This window comes from Legionella cincinnatiensis (assembly GCF_900452415.1).
Classification (GTDB): domain Bacteria; phylum Pseudomonadota; class Gammaproteobacteria; order Legionellales; family Legionellaceae; genus Legionella; species Legionella cincinnatiensis.
The window spans coordinates 2387673-2408114 of sequence record NZ_UGNX01000001.1 but is presented as its reverse complement, the minus strand read 5'-3'; the positions used below and the strand labels follow the sequence as shown (position 1 = coordinate 2408114).

Below are 20442 nucleotides of genomic sequence, written 5' to 3'. Positions count from 1 at the left end.
ATATATTTTATAATGCTTTCTCAATAGAAGCTACGTTATCATATCAATCATTCTTTTTAATAAACATAGAATATGTCAGTAAATAGCTCTATTCATTCAGATCAAATGATGTATAGACTGGTCAATTTCGTGTTGCTTGGCCTTCCTTTGTTTTTATTAATTGATAGTCCCTGGGCAGCTCAATTCATTAGCCATGGACAAGATATCTGTAATATAATCAGTATCGTCACTTATAGCCTCTTCCTTTTTTATACTCGCGAAAAACTGTATTGGCTGATTTTATTAATGACTTTATGCGGTTTGGGTGGTGAAATTTTTGGCTCTTTGATTCTAGGGCTTTATGAGTATCGCTTAAAAAATATTCCAGTCTATATTCCGCTGGGTCATGCTCTTCTCTATGCGATGGTTTACTACACCAGTAGACACCCCTGTATAATTCGGAACAAAGTAAAAGTGAAACAATGTCTGGCTCAATTTGCTTTTCTAGCCGCATTCCTGTCGTTATTTATGATCAACGATGTTGCGGGCTTCCTTGGTTACCTTACATTTCTGGTCGTTTTACGTTTTCGCAAAAATAAGCTTTTTTATTTGTTTATGTTTGCTATGACGTACTACTTGGAATTGATGGGCACCATATTTTACACCTGGTCATGGTATGGGGTTACAGGAGCTCATCCTCATTTCCCTCCTATCGGGTTTACCCCTTCCGCAGCCGCAATTTTATATGTATTTGTTGATTTAATGATTAATTCACTCTATTTTTATTTTTTGAAAATATTGCGATTCGTATATCGAATAGTGCCGGAACTTAAGATAAAAGAATTAAGGACCCAAGAAAACTGAGCCATCGTTTGGATGAAATGGGTTTTTGCTAGCGATATTTCCTAATTGATTGAAAAAATTAATTCATTGTTCCGTAAGCAAAAGAAATTGCTACGTTTAGTGATCACTTCACCTAAAAAAAGAGTAGGTGGCTTTTCCTTGTGCTTTAGCATGATACATAGCAATATCAGCGTTCACAAAAAGTGTTTGCGTATCCGAACCATGTTTAGGATACATTGCGACTCCAATACTGATGGATGCTTTGATGAATAGATCATCTATTTGAATCGGATTATGAAAAGCGGATAAAATGCGTTCGAATATTTTAATTAAATCATCATGTTGATGAATTTGTTCAAAAATCAACCCAAATTCGTCTCCTCCTATTCTTGCAAAATAATCAATTTCCCGTAAATAAGGAGTTATAATTTCAGACAAAGCCATTAATAATTTATCGCCATAGGCATGTCCAAAAGTATCGTTAATCACTTTAAAATTATCAATATCAATAAAACATAAGCCTAATTGGGTTTTGTTTCTGCACGCTCGACCTAAGGCATGTTCTAAGTAGTCAAAAAAACTCTGTCGATTGGGCAATTTGGTTAAAGGATCATAATGAGCCATCTTTATTAATTTTTTCTCATTATCCAATCGTTCAGTAATATCACTAAAAATGATAGCAGCACCTATAACTTTGTGATTTATTATGACAGGGATGCAGGTATATTCCACTGAAAGGTAACTATGATCCTTTTTCCAGAATACCGCTTCTTTTGCTCTAATGATCGTTTGCTCCTGGATCGCCTTATAAATTGATGTGCTCTCAATTTTGTTGGGAGGAGTTATTTTTTCGCACAGAATTTTAATTATAGATTCATTTTTCAATTCGTTACTTGAGTAGCCTAGTAATTTTTTGGCAGCTGGATTAATAAACGTGATTTTATAATTGATATCTATTCGAAATATGCCTTCGCCTGCTGCATTTAACAGTAATAAATTTTTTGCCTTTTCTGTTTTTAGTTGCATCGTTTTTGCATAAGCAAGATATTGGATTAAATAACGCTGGCCGTAGAGAATAAATAAAATGATATTCATTAACACACAAAAAAATAGAGTTGTTGTTAGGGCTAACCATGCATGCCAAGGAAATCGACTAAGCGAAAAGTATGGAGATAAAGTAGCAGTAATATTCCATGCTGAATCTGCAAAATATTTTGTATAAGAAATACTATATGATTCGTCAGGATTGTATCGCATGGTTTTATTATAAATCTCAAAAATAGGGGAATTTAAATCAGGTGAGCTTATTTTAATCATAAGGTTTGAGTAATTTAAAAAATTATCAAAAAATTGATTGAATAACTGAACAAAATTAATTTGTAAAATAGTAAATCCTGCAATTTGATTAGATCGATAAACCGGAGAAATAATGAGCATCTTATCAATTTTTCCTTTACTTCCTAATAGTACAGGTGTGTCGTTTAGCCTGTTAATGAGATTGGGGTTTGATGATAAATCATAACCATTAGGAAAAATATTATGACTTTTTGAAACGGTAAAAAGAATAGGGTAATACACCGATTTTTTCTTTGAAGAGGAATAGTTTTTAGAGTTTTTTCCCAAAATTTCAAGATGATATTTTTTTTCAAAATTCTCTCTGTTGGTTACTTTGGGTACCCATTGTATGGATTGAATGATTGAATTTTCTTGTAACAGCAAAGTTCCTAGGCGTTGAAACTCTTCTTTATTGATAATGGGTGCTGCGGCAAGGAAAAGAGAAGTTGTATGGGCAGTTTCCTTTGTTAATTTAAGTTTTTCGGTGAGCAGGTTAAATTTATATTGAATGGCTCCAGCGAATTTTGATTGAATGTGTTTAAATTCTGAGTATCTATAAAATACATGAGCAATAATCACGATAATGAACGTCAAACATAAGGGAACGAGGATAGGGATTATTCGGCTTCGCCATAATTTTCTGGGTTTGGCAAATAAAATCAGAAAAACTGGAGTAAAAATCAGCACGCCAATACTGTCTCCTATCCACCAGGTAATCCAGCTTAAAGAGAGATTTTCAGAAGATATTACTCCTAACCAATATAAGCCTACATTACTTATAGTTGCAGCAATAACACAAGAAACTGGGCCCGTAAGAAGTGCAAAAATAAGAATATCCTTAGGGAGATGTAGGGGGTTGTTTAATCGGACAAATCGTTTGACAAGCCACCAACCAAATAATGCCTGAAGTAAAGCACCGGCTCCTGTTATTAATCCTGGAAATAATTTCGAAAAATCAAATAAATCCCCAACATTGTTAAATGTTATATAACAATTAAGGATAAATGAGGCAATAAAAATACCAGGTAAAGTTCGCAAATTCCAAACGAGCACGGAACCAAGCGCAATCCCTGATGAGGCCCAAATTGTGGTCGCATAACCTGGAGGTACGGCAAGCATAAGCCCTAAAAAGCCGCTTAAAATATAGAAAAAAATAACAACCAGATTATATAAGACTATTTTTTTAAAAACGATTTTTTCTTTCATTTTTTAAAAAAAGTGGGTGCAATTTTGTATTTAAAAATAGAGCAGTCATTTCCTATAATGCTTTTTGAATGTTTCATTAAAGTGTAGCCGAAAAATAGACTTTAATTAAGAAAATATCACCTTGTTGAATTAGCGGCTTCTGATAACCGCTTTCTTAACAATCTAATCTTGAAAATGAGTTTTTAAAGAACTACACCGTATCTATCACATCGTTATTTTGATAAAGTTTTCATGATCATCATAATTAATTAAGGATAATATGATGTATGTTTTCAACAAATTGGGCACTTACGTTGTAGAGTTTGTTTATTCATTTATATTATTTTTACGTTTCATGGGGCATTTATATTGCAGCCTTATTAATATGCTGATGGGACGATTACGTCTTGCGTGGCTTAACATTGTAAGGACAATATATTATGCAGGTGTCAAGCTTGTAATTCCTTTTATGTTCATCAGTACTTTCTTAGGCATTTCAATGGTTATGAAAGTGAATAGCATTCTAACACCTTATAATTTGCAACGTGATGGACGGTTAATTGCACAGAATATTTTAACCCATGATTTAGTGCCTTTTGTCATTGGAGTATTGTTATGCATACAATCTGCATTAAATTTCATTAATGTGAAAGTAAATGAAGAGGAGCTTAATGCACCTCAGCAAGTTGTTGTTAACCATATATTGCCAGTACTCATTGGCATTAATATTGCGGGTGGGTTGTTGTATGCCTATGCTGTTGCGGCATTTTTTATAAGCATTTATATTACGTACCAATATTTTTTGTATACTAATCTCTATGTACCCATGGTACGTATACTCACTGCTATAACAATTTACGACGTGGTCTACTCCATTTTAAAAACGACACTGTATTGTACCATTGTTAGCTTGACAATAGGGTATTACTATTATGACATGACTGTTAGAAGCCTTTCATTAAGGCTAACCGTATCACGGATGATGACGAGAGGCTTTTTATGGCTCGCTCTAACAGGGCTTTGTTTGAATTATTGGGAATAGGACAATTATGCATCAAGAACGATATTATACATTCGTGGGTATTTTTGTTGTGGGTGCACTTTGTTTGATGATTTTTGCCGCTAGATTTTTGTATAAAGAATACTTAGTAGCACGTCATGATACTTATGTAATGTTTTTTCAGGGTTCATTAACCGGTTTAAAGGTTACGTCAAAAGTAACTTATCGTGGAGTTAAAATTGGTGAAGTTAAGCTTATAGAAATTGCAGAAAATAAAGATAAAACCGAAGTTGAAATACCTGTGTATGTCGACTTTTATGTTGCAAGGACCTATGGAGCAAAATATCATCCCGTTGATATTTTAATAAAAAAAGGTTATGCAGCCACTGTAACGCAGACTAACTTTTTAACTGGAGATGCAGAAATTGCTCTCATCCCATCTAAAAAATCTACAGAAAAGTTCACTAATAAAAAAAGTTTTTATAATCAATATCCAGTTTTTCCCACGGTAGAAAATAAGAAAACAACCTCTTTAACTGATGCATTAACATCAGTTAAAACAACGTTAAATACTATTAATAATTTGCTACAATCCAAAGAAGTTGCGCAAGTAATTAAGCAAACTAAAGCTATGGCTGATAGTATTGAAAAATTAGCCAATAATCTAGATCTAAATACACCGCCATTTATTGCTTATTTTACTCAAGCTTTAACTCAATTTTCAAAAGCGGCAAATTCATTTGAAAATTTAACTGATTATTTAGCGCGACATCCCGAATCTTTATTACGGGGTAAAGCGTAAAAAACTAAAGCAATTTTAATAGTATTTTTTATTAGTTCATTATGACGACAGTGTTATGATTTATCATGGAAAGAGCGAAAAGCTTTAGCAATGTCTTGTGTCAAATGCGTCAAGTTATTGTTCATACTGGCTATAAGATTTTCTATCGTGATGTGGGGAACTTTTAATCGATAATAAACGTTTTGTTTCTTAAAAATATTATCTTGATGATAAAGAATGAATTCAGCACGTAATATGCTATTGCCTTGCATATCGATAGTAAATTGTTCAATATCAATTTGTAATTGATAGTTTGGTTTGAATTTAACATTCCAAGGTGAACTTTCAACAATGGCGCCGGGTAGTAAACTGCTTAAATTAGTTGAAATGACACTTTTTATGTTTTTATCAAGAGCTCCAGCCCATTGATGGTATTCTTCCAATTCGACTCGGTTTGGTGAGTAAGAGATCATTATTTGCGGTTTTTCAAGGTAGGCGGGAATGGTAATGTCATCAATGCCCAAATGTAAATTATTATAGTGATTCATCTGTTTATTGGGCATAGCGATAGGATTTAATAGATAATACTGGGGTTCTTTGCTCCGAGTACAAGCAACTAAAATAAAGCCTAATACGATGAGACTTATTTTTTTTATCATTGCATTTTCCTTGTAGTAACGGTTCTAGGCATGTTGATCAATTATCCTAAACGTGCGTCTCGTAGTAGATTCAATTGTTAATTTTAGGATTATATAGATAAACTATGTGTAATGATTATTATTTTTGTAATTTACATTGAAGAAATTAAGAAAAAATTATGAGGCTACAGAAAAGTTCTAAAAAACGATTGATTACAGTATGTTAGATATTCTTTTGAAACATGGTGTTTTTTCTTGCGAAAATTAGATAAATTACTTGAGTTACTCTATTTTGCTGTCACTTAAGATCTTGTTCATTGACTGTTCCTCTCAATACGTTAGATAATATCTAAAATAAAGTTCGTGGTAATTGGTTTCGTCAATGTTACATGAGATGCATGACCATATATGACTTCAACCCTAGCTCACTTGCGAATTTTGTAATCCATGCTCACTTTTTATGTACGGACACACTATGAAAAAATGTTACTTCATGAACAAGATATTCGGTGGGTTATTGACTTTTTTTTCTATATCCATGGCTATGGCTTCTACTGCAAGTCCTTTATGGACATTTGTGCCTTTAACTGACACTACATTAACCATCATTGGAAACAGTAAGCAAACCGTAAAATATACAGTTACCAACCAATCAAAAAGAACTCATTCTTTGGTAATGACTCCCATACCAGGCATAAGTCAAATAACAAGCCCGGGATATTGTCCCAATGTATTTACGCTAGGATATAAGCAGTCCTGCATTTTAGGTCTGTATGTCGATGGAAGTGAATTGAAAAGTAATATAGTTAGTGGACCACAAGTATGTCAACGAGGTAATGGTCTTCAATGTTATCAACCAAGCGAGGAAAATTCTCTTAATATAAAAAACATCCAGTCATTATGTGATACAAATTTATGTACTGAGAAGCTCTCAATTTTTAGTGGAGAGCAATCAACTTTCGATAATTATTTTACTATCGTCAATGGTTATCATGTTGGGACACAAGAATATCAAGAGTACCTGCCAAAGAATATTACTTTTATCCCCAAAAATACGGAATCTCCGGCTTTTATTAAGTTATCAGCGATTCCTTCCGCTGATTTTCCATGCATAGGAAGAGGATACGTTGATCCAAACAATCGGGCTATAGTATCTACCGGAACATGCACATACACATCAGGAGCTTTTTATTCATATCGTAAGGGTTTTTATGTTAATAAAGATTCTCAAGGAAAAACTATTAATCATGGTGGTATAGAGATTAGACTAAGAATTGAAAAAGAAGATCCCAATTTAACAATGGACCAGCTTTATCAAAAAGGAGCGTGGCCTGCTGTATGGATGATGTCGCCCTATATAGATGATACATTTCGCTTTAATTCAGAAACATTTATACCAAAAAATCTTTGGCCATCTGCTATGGAAATTGATATTTTGGAACTAATTAACGGTGGTTGGACTGCAACCACTCCTATTATTGGTTCAATACATTATGGTTATTTAGCCAATGAAACTGCAACCTCATGGAATTATATTAATAATATAGGAGATTATGACAGACAAATATTGCCTTTATATCCAGTTGCAGATTCATCTAACTGGCATAACTATGGGTTCACTTGGGAGCGAAAGGATGGAGTCTCACTTACTAGTTATGTTCTCAGCTGGTACTATGATGGCATTAAATATACTTCTCTAACTATAACTCGTAAGAAAAGTGAGACAACAGGTAACATGATTTTTAGTGCAGAAAGAGAAGTTAATGGGGAGCAGCAACTAATATGGTGTACAAGTTCTAGTCCAAGATGTTGTACCGTGGAGTCAAACAGATGCAATCTTGTTTTAAATGTACCTATGCCTTTAACAGAGGCTGAAGTTATGTTCGACTCTTTAACACACGGGTTTGATAATGGTTATTATTTGAATGTTAATCTTGCTGCAGGTGGCGAAGGGATAGGCGTGTATGACCCTAGTATACCTGGTTTTCCTCCTCCTAGTTTTGGACGAGCAAATATGCAAATTAGCCATATCAATCGCTTTGTAATTAAATAGTGTTCATAATGTTAGGATAAAGTTTGGATTAAGCTGGCAGCACCAATTGATGGTTAATCCAAATTATCTAGTAATCCACCTCGGATACTCATTTATGGGGGCAGTAAATGACTAATTCCGTTGTTTCATTGTATTCTTTGGAGGATAAAACCATAGTAGGGGTGATATTTTCCTCTGTTTTGCAGGAGAAGCCCAACTTATTTTGGTTGAGGACAAAGAAGAAGTATTGCCAATATACTTTTAACTATCAAGTACAGCTATATAAAAGGTCGAGGAGGAGCTTCTTGTGTTTTTTCTTGTGCTTGTTCTTTTTCAACGTGTGTCTCTTTTTGTTGATTAAAAGTCTCTTTAAAGTTCTTTACGATTTGCTGTGTTTTTGTAATTTCGAGATCGAATGGCTTTTTTAACCAAGGATTAATGATTGATTTTACAGTATTGAGAAAAGAGGAAAAGAGACTAAGTTGTTCTCCGTCTAGTCTTTTTTGTCTCAAATTAATTGCCTGATCGCAATTTTTAATAAATTGCTCGCCGGCCTCAGAAATCAAAGCATCTCTATCTTTTGGCATCTCTGAAATGATGTTCTCTAGTTTTTCACTATAGCTTTGTCTATGTTTCTTTAAGTCTACCAATATTTCTTCTGAGGCTTTACGAGCATCTTCGTTTTTTATGTCTGGTATTTTAGCTTCTAAGGCACCTATCGCATTATCGATTTTTTGAAGAGTTATATCTTTTCTTTTTGAAAGTGCTTGAGACTGTTGAAACAATTCCTCCTGCTTGGTTTTTTCTTCGTTCAATTTTTTTATATCACTTTCTAGTCCTGAGTGAATTTCCTTCAATTGTTTACATTTTTGCTCATCCTCTCCAAGGGCTTTTCGATTTGTCTCAAGTTTTTTTGACATTTCCCCAATTTCTTTTTCTAACTCATCAATCTTAGAAAAATTAGCACCTATTTCATTTTTAAATTCACCCATCTTTGCAGCTTGAAGATTTACTTCTTCTGATGCTTCTGTTTCTTCTCTTCTGGCTATTTCATAAATCTCGCGGAGTTTATCAATTTTATTCGAAACAGCATTATTTAGAAGATTTTTTTTATCTTTATTAAATTGAAGGAATTTTTCATACTCTGATTTATCTTGCTCGACTAGGCTCAGTAATAGGTCAAACCCTTTTTGGGTGTGATGAGGAGCCGATTTTGCAAAATCTGAAGAATCTACAATGTCATTTAGCGCATTTATCGAGAATTCATTATCTTTAAGATATTCTTGTACGGATTCTAACAGCTTAATTTTTTTATCTATTGAGTCTAAATTAGAAATTTCTTTAAATCGTTCAAATTCTTCTGTTATTGCAACTAATTTGGGCTGTATAAAATGCATAATTCCATCTTTGCTATCAATCTTATCAATCCCCTCAGTGGGAATGTCTATTGATTTTAAGTAAGATTGCATTTGGCTTAATGTTTTCTGGTTGTTACTCTGAAGTTCATTCTTTATGCGGATTTTTTCACTGAGATCTTGTTCTAAAAGCTTTAATGCTTGGGAATCAGTTTTAATTTTTTGGCTTAATTCCCGTTGCATTCGCTCATTTTCTTCTATTGAGCTCGTTTTAGATTTAATTTGGCTGTTAGTATCATTAAGGCGGACTACTATAGGAGGCATTTTCTTACAACTTTAAATAAACAAATAATATATATATTGTAGTATTTATGCTCAAATGATCAAATTTCGATCTTCACCAATTAATCAGTCTTATCCTCTTTGCTCCAAGAGAAGACGCTGAATCAAGTAGGTTTCAACTTCGATATAAGTGTGTTGTCAGAGCAACCAGATTATTGAGTAGGTACTATGAAAATTGATAAAAAATTATGGTGTGCTGAACTAAAGTCTGCATTTGTTGAATAAAAATCTTTTTTTGGTAAACTCATCGATAAATTCATACTCATTTGAAAGGGATTGAATTTAGGTAAATTGTAGTTGCATATATGAGCTTAATTCTTCTTTTTTTGTCACTATGTTAAAGAGAGCTGGCATTTTTTCATGGATTTGTTCGATAAGAATTTCATCTGCTTGCTGATTGTTTTCAAATAGTATTATTTCATGGGAAGGCTTCTCAAAAAATTTATCCATCTCTTTGGCATATTGCGGGCTTACTGTACTTTCTTTATTTTGAAATCGGCTGGTGATGAAACTTTTTCGAAGTTTTGGTGCGACGTCAATCATTACAAATTTAAGCTCGGATATAGCATTTAATAGTTTAAGTCGGTTTTTGTCGAGATACATGGCTTGTGAGATAACAAAACTCTGCGTCGGGGTTTTTTCTTTTTGTGTCTTGATAACATCAATCAAGACATTGACAAACTCATCGATCATTTCTGGGGTCATTTGTTCATCTTCAATTAAACAGTCTAGCATCCTTGGAGTGATGTGTTTATCGCCATCGATATGGATGATGTTGAGCTGTTCGAGTAGCCTTCCTATGTAACTTTTTCCTGAGCCAGTTTTACCAAACAAAAAATATATAGCCATTGCTTGCAACCGAATAATAAATATTTTAGTGAGTAACATACATTAAAATAATAGGAATGTGTATTTTATTTTTTTACTCTTTGCGATTGGGCAATGTCTCGGCTATACGTAACAGAGCCTCAATATGATATAGTCTCTTATCCCAGTGGTTGCTTTTCACAGCCAGAGGGTATTGGTGAACAGTTGAGAAACATTTTCTTAAAATTGTAATAAGGGTTTAAGTAACAGAATATGTTGATTGGTTTAATGAAGGTATTCTCATTCCTGCTTATTATATTAATAGACAAAAAGCAGGGCAGATTTGGATCATTGTTTGGGTGAAACATAAATAGTGAATGCTTAATAGCGACGTAGATTCACTACTAAGGGACTTTATGGACTTTCAAGATTACTCTCAATTATGGTCTCAGATTCCTGGTTATGCGGCTATGAAAAATGCTCAAGGAATCTACTTAACCTGTAATAATAATTTGGCAGTACTTATGGGCCTTAAATTTCCTAGCCAAATACAAGGACTGAGTGATTTTGAGTTGTTGGACTATTCTGAAGAAAATTATAGTTTTCATCACAAAAATGATGTCCTAGCCTTAAAAGGTAAAACAGTGCGTTGTATTCACCGTTCATCCTCACCGTATGATGGTTCTTATTATTATCTTATAAAAAAACCACTTATGAATAAAGAAAATGAAATTACTGGAATCCTTTATCATTGTATGCCATTAATTCAATCCAATTTTATAAAACAATTGATTGCTTATGATGTAAAAAATAATTGCCCAAACCAAAAACCTTATGAATATTATATAGATGCTGTAGACAATCCCTTTCAGCTTTCACATCGAGAATTGGAATGTTTATTTTTTACTCTTAGATCGATGACTGCAAAACAAATAGCGGAACAACTTGATTTATCAAAAAGAACTGTCGAATTTTATCTAGAAAATATTAAAAATAAAATGGGGTGTACATCAAAAGCAGAACTAATATGTCTTGCAATAAACAGAGGCTATTTAAGATACATTCCTTCCCATTTTCTGAGCAAAAAAGATTTTAATCTCATTTAAACGCTACTGTATTTATACGGTAATAAGATTGTTTTAATTCAATTACTCTCCACTGACCTTCATTGAGATTGTTTTGAGAGTTAATTAAATGAACCTGTTCTGTTTATTGATGATCGTCTTGCTTGCAAGTCTAGAAAGCCAACATGCCTATAGTGCATCAGACAACAAACCATTGACACTAATTACCCATATAAAAACAACATCATTTTCAAGAGATGCCTTGATTAATATGAAATTAGAGACAATAAAAATGGATTACAGTCGGGCTTATCCTAAGAGATTAATGAATTATAAGGGGATTAGATTATGTAATTTATTGAAGAATGATTCCATTAAACCAAACAGCATTCTTGAGTTTATCGCTGAAGACAATTTTTCGGTATTAATCCCTGCTCACTATGTATTAAACTGTAAGGAAACTGCATCTGTAGCTTATTTGGTCATTGAACCAAAAAATAAATGGCCAATTCTGGAGAATTATACTAATACCACAGCAGGGCCTTATGCCCTCATATGGACAAATCCAGAGCGCTCTTATATTTCAGATGAATATTGGGCATGGAGTGTTACTAAAATAATCGAACATACTTCAATGATGGGAGTGATACCGGCTCCAAAAAATCTCCCCTTATCTCGAAAAAATCAAATTTTAAATGGCTATAAAGTCTATGTGAGTCATTGCTCTTCTTGCCATACGATAAATTATCAAGGAAAGGCAAGTATAGGGCCTGACTTGATGTGGCCTAAAAATCCATTTGATTATTATCCAGACATAAAACAATTTAAGCAGTTTGTACGCGATCCTCAATCAGTAAGAAAAATTCCTAATGGTCGAATGAGTGGTTCGAGTTACATTGGATTGCATGATAAAGATTTGGATGATCTAATCTGTTATTTCAAATTTATTAATAAGTTAACAAGTGATAAACTTGGCTAAGTCGCATGTTCATACTACAATGCATTGCGCCTATTAAACGGAAGTGGAAATAATGAAAATTATCAATAAATCAGTATCAATAGTGCTGTGCTCCTTATCTATGACAGCCATAGCATCGACGAGCAATCCTAGTTTATATGATAAATTGTATAGACTCGCAGAAAAAGTTTATTACATTGAGTATTCATTAAGTGCCGAACAACTAAAAATGACAGGGGAATTAGCCAATCAAATCGATGCTGTCATAAGCCAACCCAGTGAGACTACGTGTGGTAAGAAAACTGAAGTATTTCAAGAGGCTTATAAATGGGCTTATAGTTCTAGTGGCCTGAATGATACAGCCTCTGATGCAGAAAAATTTGCTACGTTAATTACAAATCAATATTGTCCAGCAGCTTACTTTAAAGTGTTTAAACCCGCTTATACTTTTGCTTATGCAAGCACCGGTATGGATAAAACCAGGTCAGAAGCAAAGAAAACTGCTGCGAAGATTAGTGATTATGAAGCGTCAAAATTTTACATAAGAAATTCATTGCAATGTTATATTGATAGTTATACTTTTGCCTATTCAAGTGGTGGTATGAATAAAACCCGCTCCGAAGCGGAGAATTTTGCTAATAATCAATGTTTAGTGTAACTATTAGTATCTTTCACAATGCCTTCAATAAGTTGAACGGATCGTAGTACTGATCCGTTGGTTCACACCCAAACATAGTTAAAAAAATATCAAGAATGACCATTATTTCAAAGAAGCTCTAATTTCCATTTATTTTATGCCGGTTTTATTTATACAATAATTGAAGCTGTAATGAAACGTTGTATCATGAGCAGAGTGGGTTATTAGAAAGGATTTATTTCACCAAGGAATAATATGGTTAAGTTGATCTCTCGTTATCGATTTCTAGCTTTATTTATCATCCTGATTGCATTTTGTCTCTTTAAAGCGGTCTATGCCGAATTGGGGTGGACTGATCGAACTGATGTTATTTTTGGGCTTCTTACAGCATCAAGCTTATTGATCATTGGACAGAATAAACATGTGCTGTTATTTATTACAGCTCTTGTTTTGCTGAAGATTATTTTATTAATACTACAATACTACTTTAATGAAACGGCTGTAAATGCAATAAGGTTATTCACGGTTGTCATTTTTTTAACTCTAATGACCTACTTTTGTCTCTGTTTCACGTTGCGAGATCAAACAATTAGTGTAACTACCTTATTTGGTTCTTTGTCCGCTTATTTATTTATTGGTTTTATTTTTGCCTATATTTACTTATTGATTGAACTAGTAAATCCTGTATCTTTCGCGGGGTTACAGACAATGGATGAAATACAAGCAATTTATTTTTCATTTATTACCTTAACCACCGTAGGATTTGGTGAAATTATTCCACTTAAACCGATTGCTCAAACTTTTGTATGGCTGGAGTCCTTTACAGGACAAGGTTATTTAGCAATCATTATTGGCCAATTGATTAGCCGTTATGTGGCAGGCCGCTTGAAGTAATTAATTATTCTTGCAAAAATTAAGCCATGATATAAAGAATATGCCTATGCTCGACTCCGTGATTCCTGCTTAACTCTCTTCATGAGGCTCTATCCCATAGCTCGAAGAGTGGGTTCATTATATTAATATCATCTACCGTGCAATATTTTCGTGAAAGAATGTAAGTAATTTTATCATTTGAAAGTTCATCCTCTGAATCAGCTGCTTTCAATGTTCCAGTTTTCTCAATATAACTGATCCTTTTGTTTATAACATCCCAAAACGTTGGATCATCTGAATAATACTTATTCACTATATCCTTACTTAATTTAACTAATTCTTGAAGCGTTATAATTTCCATTATTTAAATCCTCTATAATTTTCCACCAGTGATAAAGCTAGTATAAACCCATGCCACGAACATCTTTTAATTTAGTTATTCCTTCATCAATGCCATTAAGTTGATCATCGATTTTATCTAAATCATCTTTTGTTAACCCCCCTGTATTATCGTAGGGTACGCGTAAATTATTTACTGGTGTTGGAGTACATTCAGGAACAACCACCCTAACATTCAAAAATGGGGCATTGCCGTTTACTTTAACAATTCTTACTTCTCCATTATCAACATCATAAATAGGATAACTACATCCATTCTGAAATTTCTCCATGGTTTTCTTTATATTTTTATCACTAGGAGGTTCATTTAAATAAACCTCATCTGCAAAAGGATTCCCCTCTCCTCCGGTTGTTTTGCTATGACATAATTCAGTACCTTCTTTTACTTGAATGGTGAGTATATAACCCTTATAACCATTATCTGGTGGATTTTCATAATTTTTCATCCAGCTATTATAGGCATTTTCATATTTGGGATCTGATTTGATCCCCAACGCCTTATCTTGTAAATATTTATATCCATTTTCAAGCAGCTCCCTGTCTTTTAATAATTGATGAAATGGTCCTACTGAAATATTTAATAAATAAGCGAGTTGTATCGGATGCATCTCGATATCTTTGCAATCTTTTAAACCACAAACGGGTAAGCCCCGAGTATAATAAACGCCTATTTTACCTTCGTTAAATTTTTCCAACCCATGCTCTCCCTCAAAGCGAACCAATGTCGTTTCAGTTTTAGTTTTTTCGCTTTGTGCTACCGCATTTGGACATCGATAGGCAATTTCATTGATTAAACGTGTAGCGCTGATATACTCAAAACCATCTATACTCATTGTTTCTGGGAGTAAAACGATATCGTTTTCTGTTAAAATGTTAGGGTCAAGCTTTAACCCTTGTGATTCTGCTGCTTTAATCAATGCATCGATGAACTCGTCATAATTAACAGCCTGTTTATTTTGTTTCTTGCAATACTCTGTATAATCTAAATACTTTTCTCCTAGTGATTTTACTATATCAACTGATGTTTCAAAGGTGCTATTTCTAAACCCTTGAATAATATGATCAAAATGATGAAAATGATGTTGTAAAAATTCACTGCATGTATGCCAACTTATGTTATTAAAAGATCCTTTGAATGATTCATTATCTATACCTTCAATGCCATTATTTGCTTGTTCTATTCCTTTTTTTAATTTTTCCAAATACTTGCTTATGTTAGTTACAACATAATTATCTGGTATGTATACAGTCTTTTTTGTATTATTTAAGTTTGATTGATAATGATAATATCGTCTCCGTATATCATTTTTACCAAGCTCTTGATTTGCAATCATTGGATTTTTTCTTGACTTTGATAAATTTTTCTTCAGTACTTGCTGTCTTGTAACTATCCTGCTCTTGTCAGTAGTAATTTCATTGAATCTTTCTGGGAGTGGATATTCAAATTTTGATTTCTTGTCTGTTATCCCCATGCTTTTTCTTGCTTCCTTTATAGCCTCATTAATTATTGGTTTTAATTGTTTGTCATGTATCGGGCTTTTTTGTATTTTTCTTAGTTCTTTTATTGTATCGCGCAGCTGAATATTGTATTTTGGCAATGGAAGGGCTGGATATGTATGATAATCGTTTGATGTAAATTCCATTTGTTGCTTCATACTTGGTAATTGTTCCTTTAATGCTTTTGGATCATGAATAGATTCCCTTAGCATTATTAAGGCAACCTTTTCATTGAGATCCATTATTTCCGTTCCATTGAATTTAATAGACATTTGGTTAAGAATTTCTAGTTCTTTCCATGAAAGAGGAATATTCTGAGCCGTGCTTAAGTCATGTTCTTTACTTATATAGCTCTCTATAACACCATCTATATCGATTACACTTACACTGAAATCATCCCTGGAATCAAAAACATGGTTCCACATGGCGCCTGAACCGTAATTACTTGAGTCGTACTCTTCATTTTCATTGATAACTTGAGTTGTATTTTTTTCCTCATAATTATTATTACTTCTTGTGCTCGTATTTTCTTTTGCATTTAATTCATTACGCTCATTTTCTTTTGAATTAAATTCATTTTTATCACTTTCACGCCCATTCTCTTTTGAAGTTGGTTGACTTTTATTAGTTGATGCATAAGAAGGTTCTCTTTTCTCTCTTGGTTTTTCTACGAGGTCCTTTGCATTTTTTTTCATTAACTCTTTAAGTATTTTACTCTTACTCATTTTAGTTCCTCATAGCGTATTTAAGCACAATAAAGTTAAATTTTATTCACAATGAATACTATTAGTATAGTATGGATGTATTTAATATGAGTTTTGATTTTTTAGTTTATGAAAGAGGGTTATCGCAGGAAATTTGAAAGTTAGAACAAGCATCCTGATTTGACGCGATTAGGTTGTGGGGAATGGAATTACTCAAAAATTGGTACGGTGTCTGAGGTATCCTCAGATGCCGCCCATATTTTACAATCAAACGCTGGAGTGATAAATAATGCCATGAAAACACTCGCTCCAAAGCCAATCTTTGTTATTATGATAGGCCTTAGTTCGCCAAGTGTTCAATAAAATGGTGTATTTTTGTAGGGTAAGTTATCTGCTTTATTCAATGTCGAAAGCAAGGGATTGAATTTTGTAAATAAATCGGGAAAATCATAAGATCGCAATAAAGTGTGTTGGATTTGCTGTAACTTTTCAATGTCTTCAGGGAACAATGGAGATTTATTTTTTTCAGCATGCTCAATTTTTTGTACTGCCTCTTTTATTTCTCCCCAAAATTTAGGATCATAAGCGCAATATTTTTCAATTAACTTATAACTTTTTTCATACGAAGAATCAGAAATAAATCGCTTCCCGAGAAAAGTAATTTTATTGTTATCTTTCAAATTCTTAAAATTACTTGGAATTTTTTTCCACATATTAACGCTCCAATAATCTGATTTTAGTCAGTAGAATCATCTGTAATTCATCCTAATATGGTATCATAAAGCACATTTTGGCAAAGCATATAGTTGAATATTATTTGGTGATAAAGTGAACACCTCTTTGCCGGAATAAAAGACAACTCCAGATTGAAATTTTGCCAGATTGAATTCTGCCAACTTGATTAAACCTTAAAAGTCTTGTTACCATTATCGCCACCGAACTGTACTTGGCACTAGTTGCCTCTCCATATTCTGGATCTTTAACTTTTAATGAATCCATTTGACTGATGAGTCCAATAAGTATGATAAGCGCTCCTCATTGCTAGTAGTTCGTTATGGGTTCCTGACTCTACAATATAACCATTAAAGACACTGCAGCTTTCTACAAATGTGGCGGCTTTTATTTGACCTGCTTTGTTTACCATTAACTCCTTTAAATTGTTTGGAATAGTGCAGAAAAGGAAATAAGTGATTTTTAATAATTCCTTCATATTTTCTCTTCATAATAGTCGATTATAATTCAATATGAGCAAATATTTATATTTAAACTTAGTGGAACTTTATGAAAAATCTTATCTTAAGCTTTAATTTTTCAAAACTTACTGGTGATGTCAGCCCCAAATTTACCTCATTTGAAGAAAAGCTGCAGCTGTATCTGAGTGCTTTTGAAGATGGATATAACTTAGCAAAACAAAAATTTCCCAAGCATAGAATCATTCTGCTCACTCATGAATATGCAATAACAAAGGCCAACCCTTCAAATTCGAAAATTCTCGATTATTCCGAGCATCTGAGGATCCAGGAAAGATTAAAAGAGTTTACTCGAGTAAATCAAAATTGCGTTATTATTTTTCCATACGCCTTCGCCAAAGAATATCAAAATGAATATCAATTTCCTAAGTTGCTAAAAATGGCGCAACGCTACCAAGAAAATTCGCACAAAAAAAGTGCTTATACTGTTGAACAAGAAGACTTTGAAAACTATTTAAATAAATCACAAACCAATAATTCTGACCATACAATTACTGTTGTACGCAATGTTTGTTATCTGTTAAGTGGGGGGATAGTATTGAATAAAGTGGACAAACGTGTCCCTTGTTTTGAATATACTTTACCTAATAGTTCAACGGTGAGAGCGCCCTTGGTACAAGGCAGTACTTTATTTCAGCCCGGTACCAATAGAAATATAATATCTTTAAACAAAACTCAATCATTAGCTATAGAGATTTGTGCAGATCACGCCAGTGGTTTATTAAAATCCACCTGGAAACCAAATAAGTCTCCGGCAACCTATCATTTGATCTTGGCAGACTCTACTTCTTTGAATACTAAAAACTTAATTGGAAAATTTAATATACTTTGTGACGCAATAACAGGTACATCATTAATCCAACAAAAGGGCATGGATAAGAAGGAAGCTCCCATAGTAATAGCTATCAAACCGGAATTTAACGAAGGATTACTCGAATACACCCATAAATATGTAAAACCGGAAATATTGACTGACAGTGCTATAAGTCTATCCCCTAAATAAAAGGGGTTGTCGAAGACAAAAAAATATACAGACTAGCTTATTCAGAAATTTTCTAATAGTGCTCATGTGGCCCATAATAGTAGTGTGTTTAATTTTTTCTTTTCAAGGAAAAAATACCTTAGTGAATGTTATAAGAAAGTAAAATCCACCATAGAACCCTTGTATCAACGTCATTACCAAGAGCAAAATAAAGAGCTACTCCATCAATAAGCCCGCCCCGTTGTTCTTGGTATCAATGAACATTTCTTTAGTAAAAAAGAGGGGTTGCTACCATATTTTGTGATTTAAGAACACATAAGTTATTGAGTCGCTGCTCTTTTTTTACTATTTAGTTCTAAGTCATTTTGATTAAAGAACCCAAGAGTCGAAGAAGAAATTTTTGGTTCACTCTCACGAGATCGTTTAAAAATTTTTTCTGCATCAGCAAGAGGTGAAAAAATTTTAGCTATTATTTTAAAATATGAACTATCGGAGAATAGTTTATTTAGAGCTATTTCATTATTTAATAAGAGATTAAATAAAATTTTATGTTGTTCTGTCGTATGGAATGTATCAGCTAATTCTTCAACATCATAGGCAAAGGAAAATAGCTCATTCAGGATTGCTTCGTTATTTATCAATTTATTGAATATAATTTATTTTTGCTCAGGTGCGTTGAATATTTTGGTTAATGTTTGAATATTAGAAATATTTGTGAAGAGTTTATTGCAAGAAGAGGGGTTATTAGTTATTTCGATTAATAATTTATTTGTGCTTATTGGAGAAATTGAGATTAAGTGGCGAGCCTAATGTGTTACTTACGTGTTGCCATGCGGACAATAAACCATATTCATGCTTATCAGCTTGTAGACATCCATCGATCACTAATCGCCAAGTATTCGCGGCAGATAATGGGTTTTTTATGGGAGTTACATTTTTAGTCATAGTTAAATCAGTAAATGAAATGTTTAAAAATTATACAGAAAATACAAAAATAAGCAAATAAATATCGCTTTATCTTAAAAGTTAACTTAAGAAAAGCAAAAGAGACAACACAAGAAGGGACGGTAATTAGTTTTTAATATTTTGGTTGTTGTACCCCTCAAAATCCCCCCACCACACTTTTGTGGTGTTCGGGAAATCACCGTAATTCGCTGATTTTTATGGGGGGGTAGCAGTGGAGTCGAACTTTTCGCTACGAGGTCAACTGCTTTTTCTAGGTTAAAATATTCTGCACTCTAATTTTTCAGTATTATTTTCTTGATCTTTATTATCTTTAGCGCTGTTAGCAAGTAATCCTAAAACTCCGACTAAACCCACTCCCATCATTTTAAAGCCTTTTTCTAGCTCATCAATTTCTTTATCGCCCTCAATTTCCTTGAGTTGCTTTTCCATCTCTTCCATCATTTTTGGCGCATTATTTATCAATGCCATGGGATTAATTTGAATCTCTTCCTTTGAATTTTCTTTTATCTCTTCCTTTGAAAGAGAATCATTGATTTTGGAGATTGTTTCATATTGATCATTAGAATTAGTTTGTGTTTCTTTAGAAAGAGATTCCATGATTTTAGACATACTATTACTGCGCTTCATGGAAAGCTCTTGTGATTGAGTTAGATTTTCTTTTTTTTCTTGCATTGGTAACTCCATTTAAAGTTAAAGGTTAAAATTTTCACCAAAGGTATCAATACATTTATAATGTGTCAATATAATAATCATTATAATGCGGGACAATCATTCTACACTGAAAGGAGCAATTAACACTCTAAACTATAAACTTA

At 33.2% G+C, this 20442-nt stretch carries 20 protein-coding genes and 1 pseudogene; 10 read left to right on the top strand and 11 right to left on the bottom strand.

The genetic code is table 11. From position 1 onward, the window contains the following. The first annotated feature begins 72 nt into the window (after nucleotides 1–72). The gene (locus DYH34_RS10790; RefSeq protein WP_131775162.1) at nucleotides 73–843 is read left to right on the top strand and encodes a hypothetical protein; all 771 of its coding nucleotides are present in this window, start codon (nucleotides 73–75) and stop codon (nucleotides 841–843) included. Between the two features lie 108 nt (nucleotides 844–951). Here the strand turns inward: DYH34_RS10790 and DYH34_RS10785 are convergent, their stop codons facing one another. After that, nucleotides 952–3363, bottom strand: coding sequence for a diguanylate cyclase domain-containing protein (locus tag DYH34_RS10785; protein ID WP_058465288.1), 2412 nt, complete (start codon nucleotides 3361–3363; stop codon nucleotides 952–954). Nucleotides 3364–3622: 259 nt separating this feature from the next. Between DYH34_RS10785 and DYH34_RS10780 the strand changes: the two genes are divergently transcribed. Both DYH34_RS10780 and DYH34_RS10775 read left to right on the top strand, forming a co-directional pair. Further along, nucleotides 3623–4384, top strand: coding sequence for an ABC transporter permease (locus tag DYH34_RS10780; RefSeq protein ID WP_238589512.1), 762 nt, complete (start codon nucleotides 3623–3625; stop codon nucleotides 4382–4384). 7 nt (nucleotides 4385–4391) lie between these two features. Further along, nucleotides 4392–5144, top strand: coding sequence for an MlaD family protein (locus DYH34_RS10775; protein ID WP_238589511.1), 753 nt, complete (start codon nucleotides 4392–4394; stop codon nucleotides 5142–5144). 53 nt (nucleotides 5145–5197) lie between these two features. On the opposite strand, the gene DYH34_RS10770 is transcribed toward DYH34_RS10775, so the two are convergent. Then, nucleotides 5198–5782: a PqiC family protein gene (locus DYH34_RS10770; protein WP_058465286.1), complete on the bottom strand. Its 585-nt coding sequence runs from the start codon at nucleotides 5780–5782 to the stop codon at nucleotides 5198–5200. 472 nt (nucleotides 5783–6254) lie between these two features. Between DYH34_RS10770 and DYH34_RS10765 the strand changes: the two genes are divergently transcribed. Continuing rightward, nucleotides 6255–7814 (top strand): glycoside hydrolase family 16 protein, encoded by a 1560-nt coding sequence (locus DYH34_RS10765; protein ID WP_238589510.1) that lies wholly within the window; start codon nucleotides 6255–6257, stop codon nucleotides 7812–7814. Between the two features lie 257 nt (nucleotides 7815–8071). Here the strand turns inward: DYH34_RS10765 and DYH34_RS10760 are convergent, their stop codons facing one another. Both DYH34_RS10760 and DYH34_RS10755 read right to left on the bottom strand, forming a co-directional pair. Continuing rightward, the gene (locus tag DYH34_RS10760; protein ID WP_058465284.1) at nucleotides 8072–9472 is read right to left on the bottom strand and encodes a hypothetical protein; all 1401 of its coding nucleotides are present in this window, start codon (nucleotides 9470–9472) and stop codon (nucleotides 8072–8074) included. Between the two features lie 300 nt (nucleotides 9473–9772). Beyond that, nucleotides 9773–10339 carry a zeta toxin family protein gene (locus DYH34_RS10755; protein WP_058465283.1) on the bottom strand — a complete coding sequence of 189 codons (567 nt, stop codon included), beginning with the start codon at nucleotides 10337–10339 and terminating at the stop codon, nucleotides 9773–9775. Nucleotides 10340–10713: 374 nt separating this feature from the next. Here DYH34_RS10755 and DYH34_RS10750 point away from each other — a divergent pair, with 374 nt between their 5' ends. The 4 genes from DYH34_RS10750 to DYH34_RS10735 all read left to right on the top strand — a co-directional run bounded on the left by DYH34_RS10750 (nucleotide 10714) and on the right by DYH34_RS10735 (nucleotide 13850). After that, entirely contained in the window at nucleotides 10714–11403 is a 690-nt protein-coding gene (locus tag DYH34_RS10750) for a helix-turn-helix transcriptional regulator (RefSeq protein WP_058465282.1), read from the top strand. A gap of 88 nt (nucleotides 11404–11491) precedes the next feature. Then, nucleotides 11492–12340, top strand: a complete 849-nt coding sequence (locus DYH34_RS10745; RefSeq protein WP_115342604.1) for a c-type cytochrome — start codon at nucleotides 11492–11494, stop codon at nucleotides 12338–12340. Between the two features lie 52 nt (nucleotides 12341–12392). Beyond that, complete coding sequence (locus tag DYH34_RS10740) at nucleotides 12393–12977, top strand: hypothetical protein (protein ID WP_058465280.1); 585 nt, start codon at nucleotides 12393–12395, stop codon at nucleotides 12975–12977. A 234-nt stretch (nucleotides 12978–13211) separates the two neighbouring features. Next, nucleotides 13212–13850 (top strand): ion channel, encoded by a 639-nt coding sequence (locus DYH34_RS10735; RefSeq protein WP_058465279.1) that lies wholly within the window; start codon nucleotides 13212–13214, stop codon nucleotides 13848–13850. A gap of 79 nt (nucleotides 13851–13929) precedes the next feature. On the opposite strand, the gene DYH34_RS10730 is transcribed toward DYH34_RS10735, so the two are convergent. From DYH34_RS10730 to DYH34_RS18205, 4 genes are all read right to left on the bottom strand, one after another. Next, nucleotides 13930–14190 carry a hypothetical protein gene (locus tag DYH34_RS10730; protein ID WP_058465278.1) on the bottom strand — a complete coding sequence of 87 codons (261 nt, stop codon included), beginning with the start codon at nucleotides 14188–14190 and terminating at the stop codon, nucleotides 13930–13932. A 37-nt stretch (nucleotides 14191–14227) separates the two neighbouring features. Continuing rightward, nucleotides 14228–16450: a hypothetical protein gene (locus tag DYH34_RS10725; protein WP_058465277.1), complete on the bottom strand. Its 2223-nt coding sequence runs from the start codon at nucleotides 16448–16450 to the stop codon at nucleotides 14228–14230. A 335-nt stretch (nucleotides 16451–16785) separates the two neighbouring features. Next, a complete protein-coding gene (locus tag DYH34_RS10715; RefSeq protein WP_058465275.1) occupies nucleotides 16786–17142 on the bottom strand; it encodes a hypothetical protein in 357 nt (118 codons plus the stop codon). A gap of 266 nt (nucleotides 17143–17408) precedes the next feature. Then, the gene (locus DYH34_RS18205; protein ID WP_058465273.1) at nucleotides 17409–17639 is read right to left on the bottom strand and encodes a hypothetical protein; all 231 of its coding nucleotides are present in this window, start codon (nucleotides 17637–17639) and stop codon (nucleotides 17409–17411) included. Nucleotides 17640–17710: 71 nt separating this feature from the next. On the opposite strand from DYH34_RS18205, the gene DYH34_RS10705 reads away from it, so the two are divergent. Together DYH34_RS10705 and DYH34_RS18735 are read left to right on the top strand one after the other, a co-directional pair. Further along, nucleotides 17711–18682, top strand: a complete 972-nt coding sequence (locus DYH34_RS10705; RefSeq protein WP_058465272.1) for a hypothetical protein — start codon at nucleotides 17711–17713, stop codon at nucleotides 18680–18682. Between the two features lie 108 nt (nucleotides 18683–18790). Beyond that, a pseudogene (locus DYH34_RS18735) lies at nucleotides 18791–18984 on the top strand (ISL3 family transposase); the annotation flags it as partial. On the opposite strand, the gene DYH34_RS10700 reads toward DYH34_RS18735, so the two are convergent. From DYH34_RS10700 to DYH34_RS10695, 3 genes are all read right to left on the bottom strand, one after another. Continuing rightward, entirely contained in the window at nucleotides 18982–19302 is a 321-nt protein-coding gene (locus DYH34_RS10700) for a hypothetical protein (RefSeq protein WP_058465271.1), read from the bottom strand. The pseudogene DYH34_RS18735 and the gene DYH34_RS10700 overlap by 3 nt on opposite strands. 124 nt (nucleotides 19303–19426) lie before the next feature. Beyond that, entirely contained in the window at nucleotides 19427–19606 is a 180-nt protein-coding gene (locus DYH34_RS17900) for a hypothetical protein (protein WP_131775164.1), read from the bottom strand. Between the two features lie 276 nt (nucleotides 19607–19882). Continuing rightward, entirely contained in the window at nucleotides 19883–20299 is a 417-nt protein-coding gene (locus DYH34_RS10695) for a hypothetical protein (RefSeq protein ID WP_058465270.1), read from the bottom strand. Between the last annotated feature and the right edge of the window lie 143 nt (nucleotides 20300–20442).

Excerpts from the sequence above, each read along its gene's own strand:
- DYH34_RS18205 (WP_058465273.1), bottom strand. The coding sequence starts at position 17,639 with ATGAAGGAATTATTAAAAATCACTTATTTCCTTTTCTGCACTATTCCA.
- DYH34_RS10750 (WP_058465282.1), top strand. The coding sequence starts at position 10,714 with ATGGACTTTCAAGATTACTCTCAATTATGGTCTCAGATTCCTGGTTAT.
- DYH34_RS10770 (WP_058465286.1), bottom strand. The coding sequence starts at position 5,782 with ATGATAAAAAAAATAAGTCTCATCGTATTAGGCTTTATTTTAGTTGCT.
- DYH34_RS10780 (WP_238589512.1), top strand. The coding sequence starts at position 3,623 with ATGATGTATGTTTTCAACAAATTGGGCACTTACGTTGTAGAGTTTGTT.
- DYH34_RS10775 (WP_238589511.1), top strand. The coding sequence starts at position 4,392 with ATGCATCAAGAACGATATTATACATTCGTGGGTATTTTTGTTGTGGGT.
- DYH34_RS10735 (WP_058465279.1), top strand. The coding sequence starts at position 13,212 with ATGGTTAAGTTGATCTCTCGTTATCGATTTCTAGCTTTATTTATCATC.
- DYH34_RS10695 (WP_058465270.1), bottom strand. The coding sequence starts at position 20,299 with ATGCAAGAAAAAAAAGAAAATCTAACTCAATCACAAGAGCTTTCCATG.
- DYH34_RS10760 (WP_058465284.1), bottom strand. The coding sequence starts at position 9,472 with ATGCCTCCTATAGTAGTCCGCCTTAATGATACTAACAGCCAAATTAAA.
- DYH34_RS10745 (WP_115342604.1), top strand. The coding sequence starts at position 11,492 with ATGAACCTGTTCTGTTTATTGATGATCGTCTTGCTTGCAAGTCTAGAA.
- DYH34_RS10785 (WP_058465288.1), bottom strand. The coding sequence starts at position 3,363 with ATGAAAGAAAAAATCGTTTTTAAAAAAATAGTCTTATATAATCTGGTT.
- DYH34_RS10790 (WP_131775162.1), top strand. The coding sequence starts at position 73 with ATGTCAGTAAATAGCTCTATTCATTCAGATCAAATGATGTATAGACTG.
- DYH34_RS10765 (WP_238589510.1), top strand. The coding sequence starts at position 6,255 with ATGAACAAGATATTCGGTGGGTTATTGACTTTTTTTTCTATATCCATG.
- DYH34_RS17900 (WP_131775164.1), bottom strand. The coding sequence starts at position 19,606 with ATGACTAAAAATGTAACTCCCATAAAAAACCCATTATCTGCCGCGAAT.
- DYH34_RS10740 (WP_058465280.1), top strand. The coding sequence starts at position 12,393 with ATGAAAATTATCAATAAATCAGTATCAATAGTGCTGTGCTCCTTATCT.
- DYH34_RS10705 (WP_058465272.1), top strand. The coding sequence starts at position 17,711 with ATGAAAAATCTTATCTTAAGCTTTAATTTTTCAAAACTTACTGGTGAT.
- DYH34_RS10755 (WP_058465283.1), bottom strand. The coding sequence starts at position 10,339 with ATGGCTATATATTTTTTGTTTGGTAAAACTGGCTCAGGAAAAAGTTAC.
- DYH34_RS10730 (WP_058465278.1), bottom strand. The coding sequence starts at position 14,190 with ATGGAAATTATAACGCTTCAAGAATTAGTTAAATTAAGTAAGGATATA.
- DYH34_RS10715 (WP_058465275.1), bottom strand. The coding sequence starts at position 17,142 with ATGTGGAAAAAAATTCCAAGTAATTTTAAGAATTTGAAAGATAACAAT.
- DYH34_RS10725 (WP_058465277.1), bottom strand. The coding sequence starts at position 16,450 with ATGAGTAAGAGTAAAATACTTAAAGAGTTAATGAAAAAAAATGCAAAG.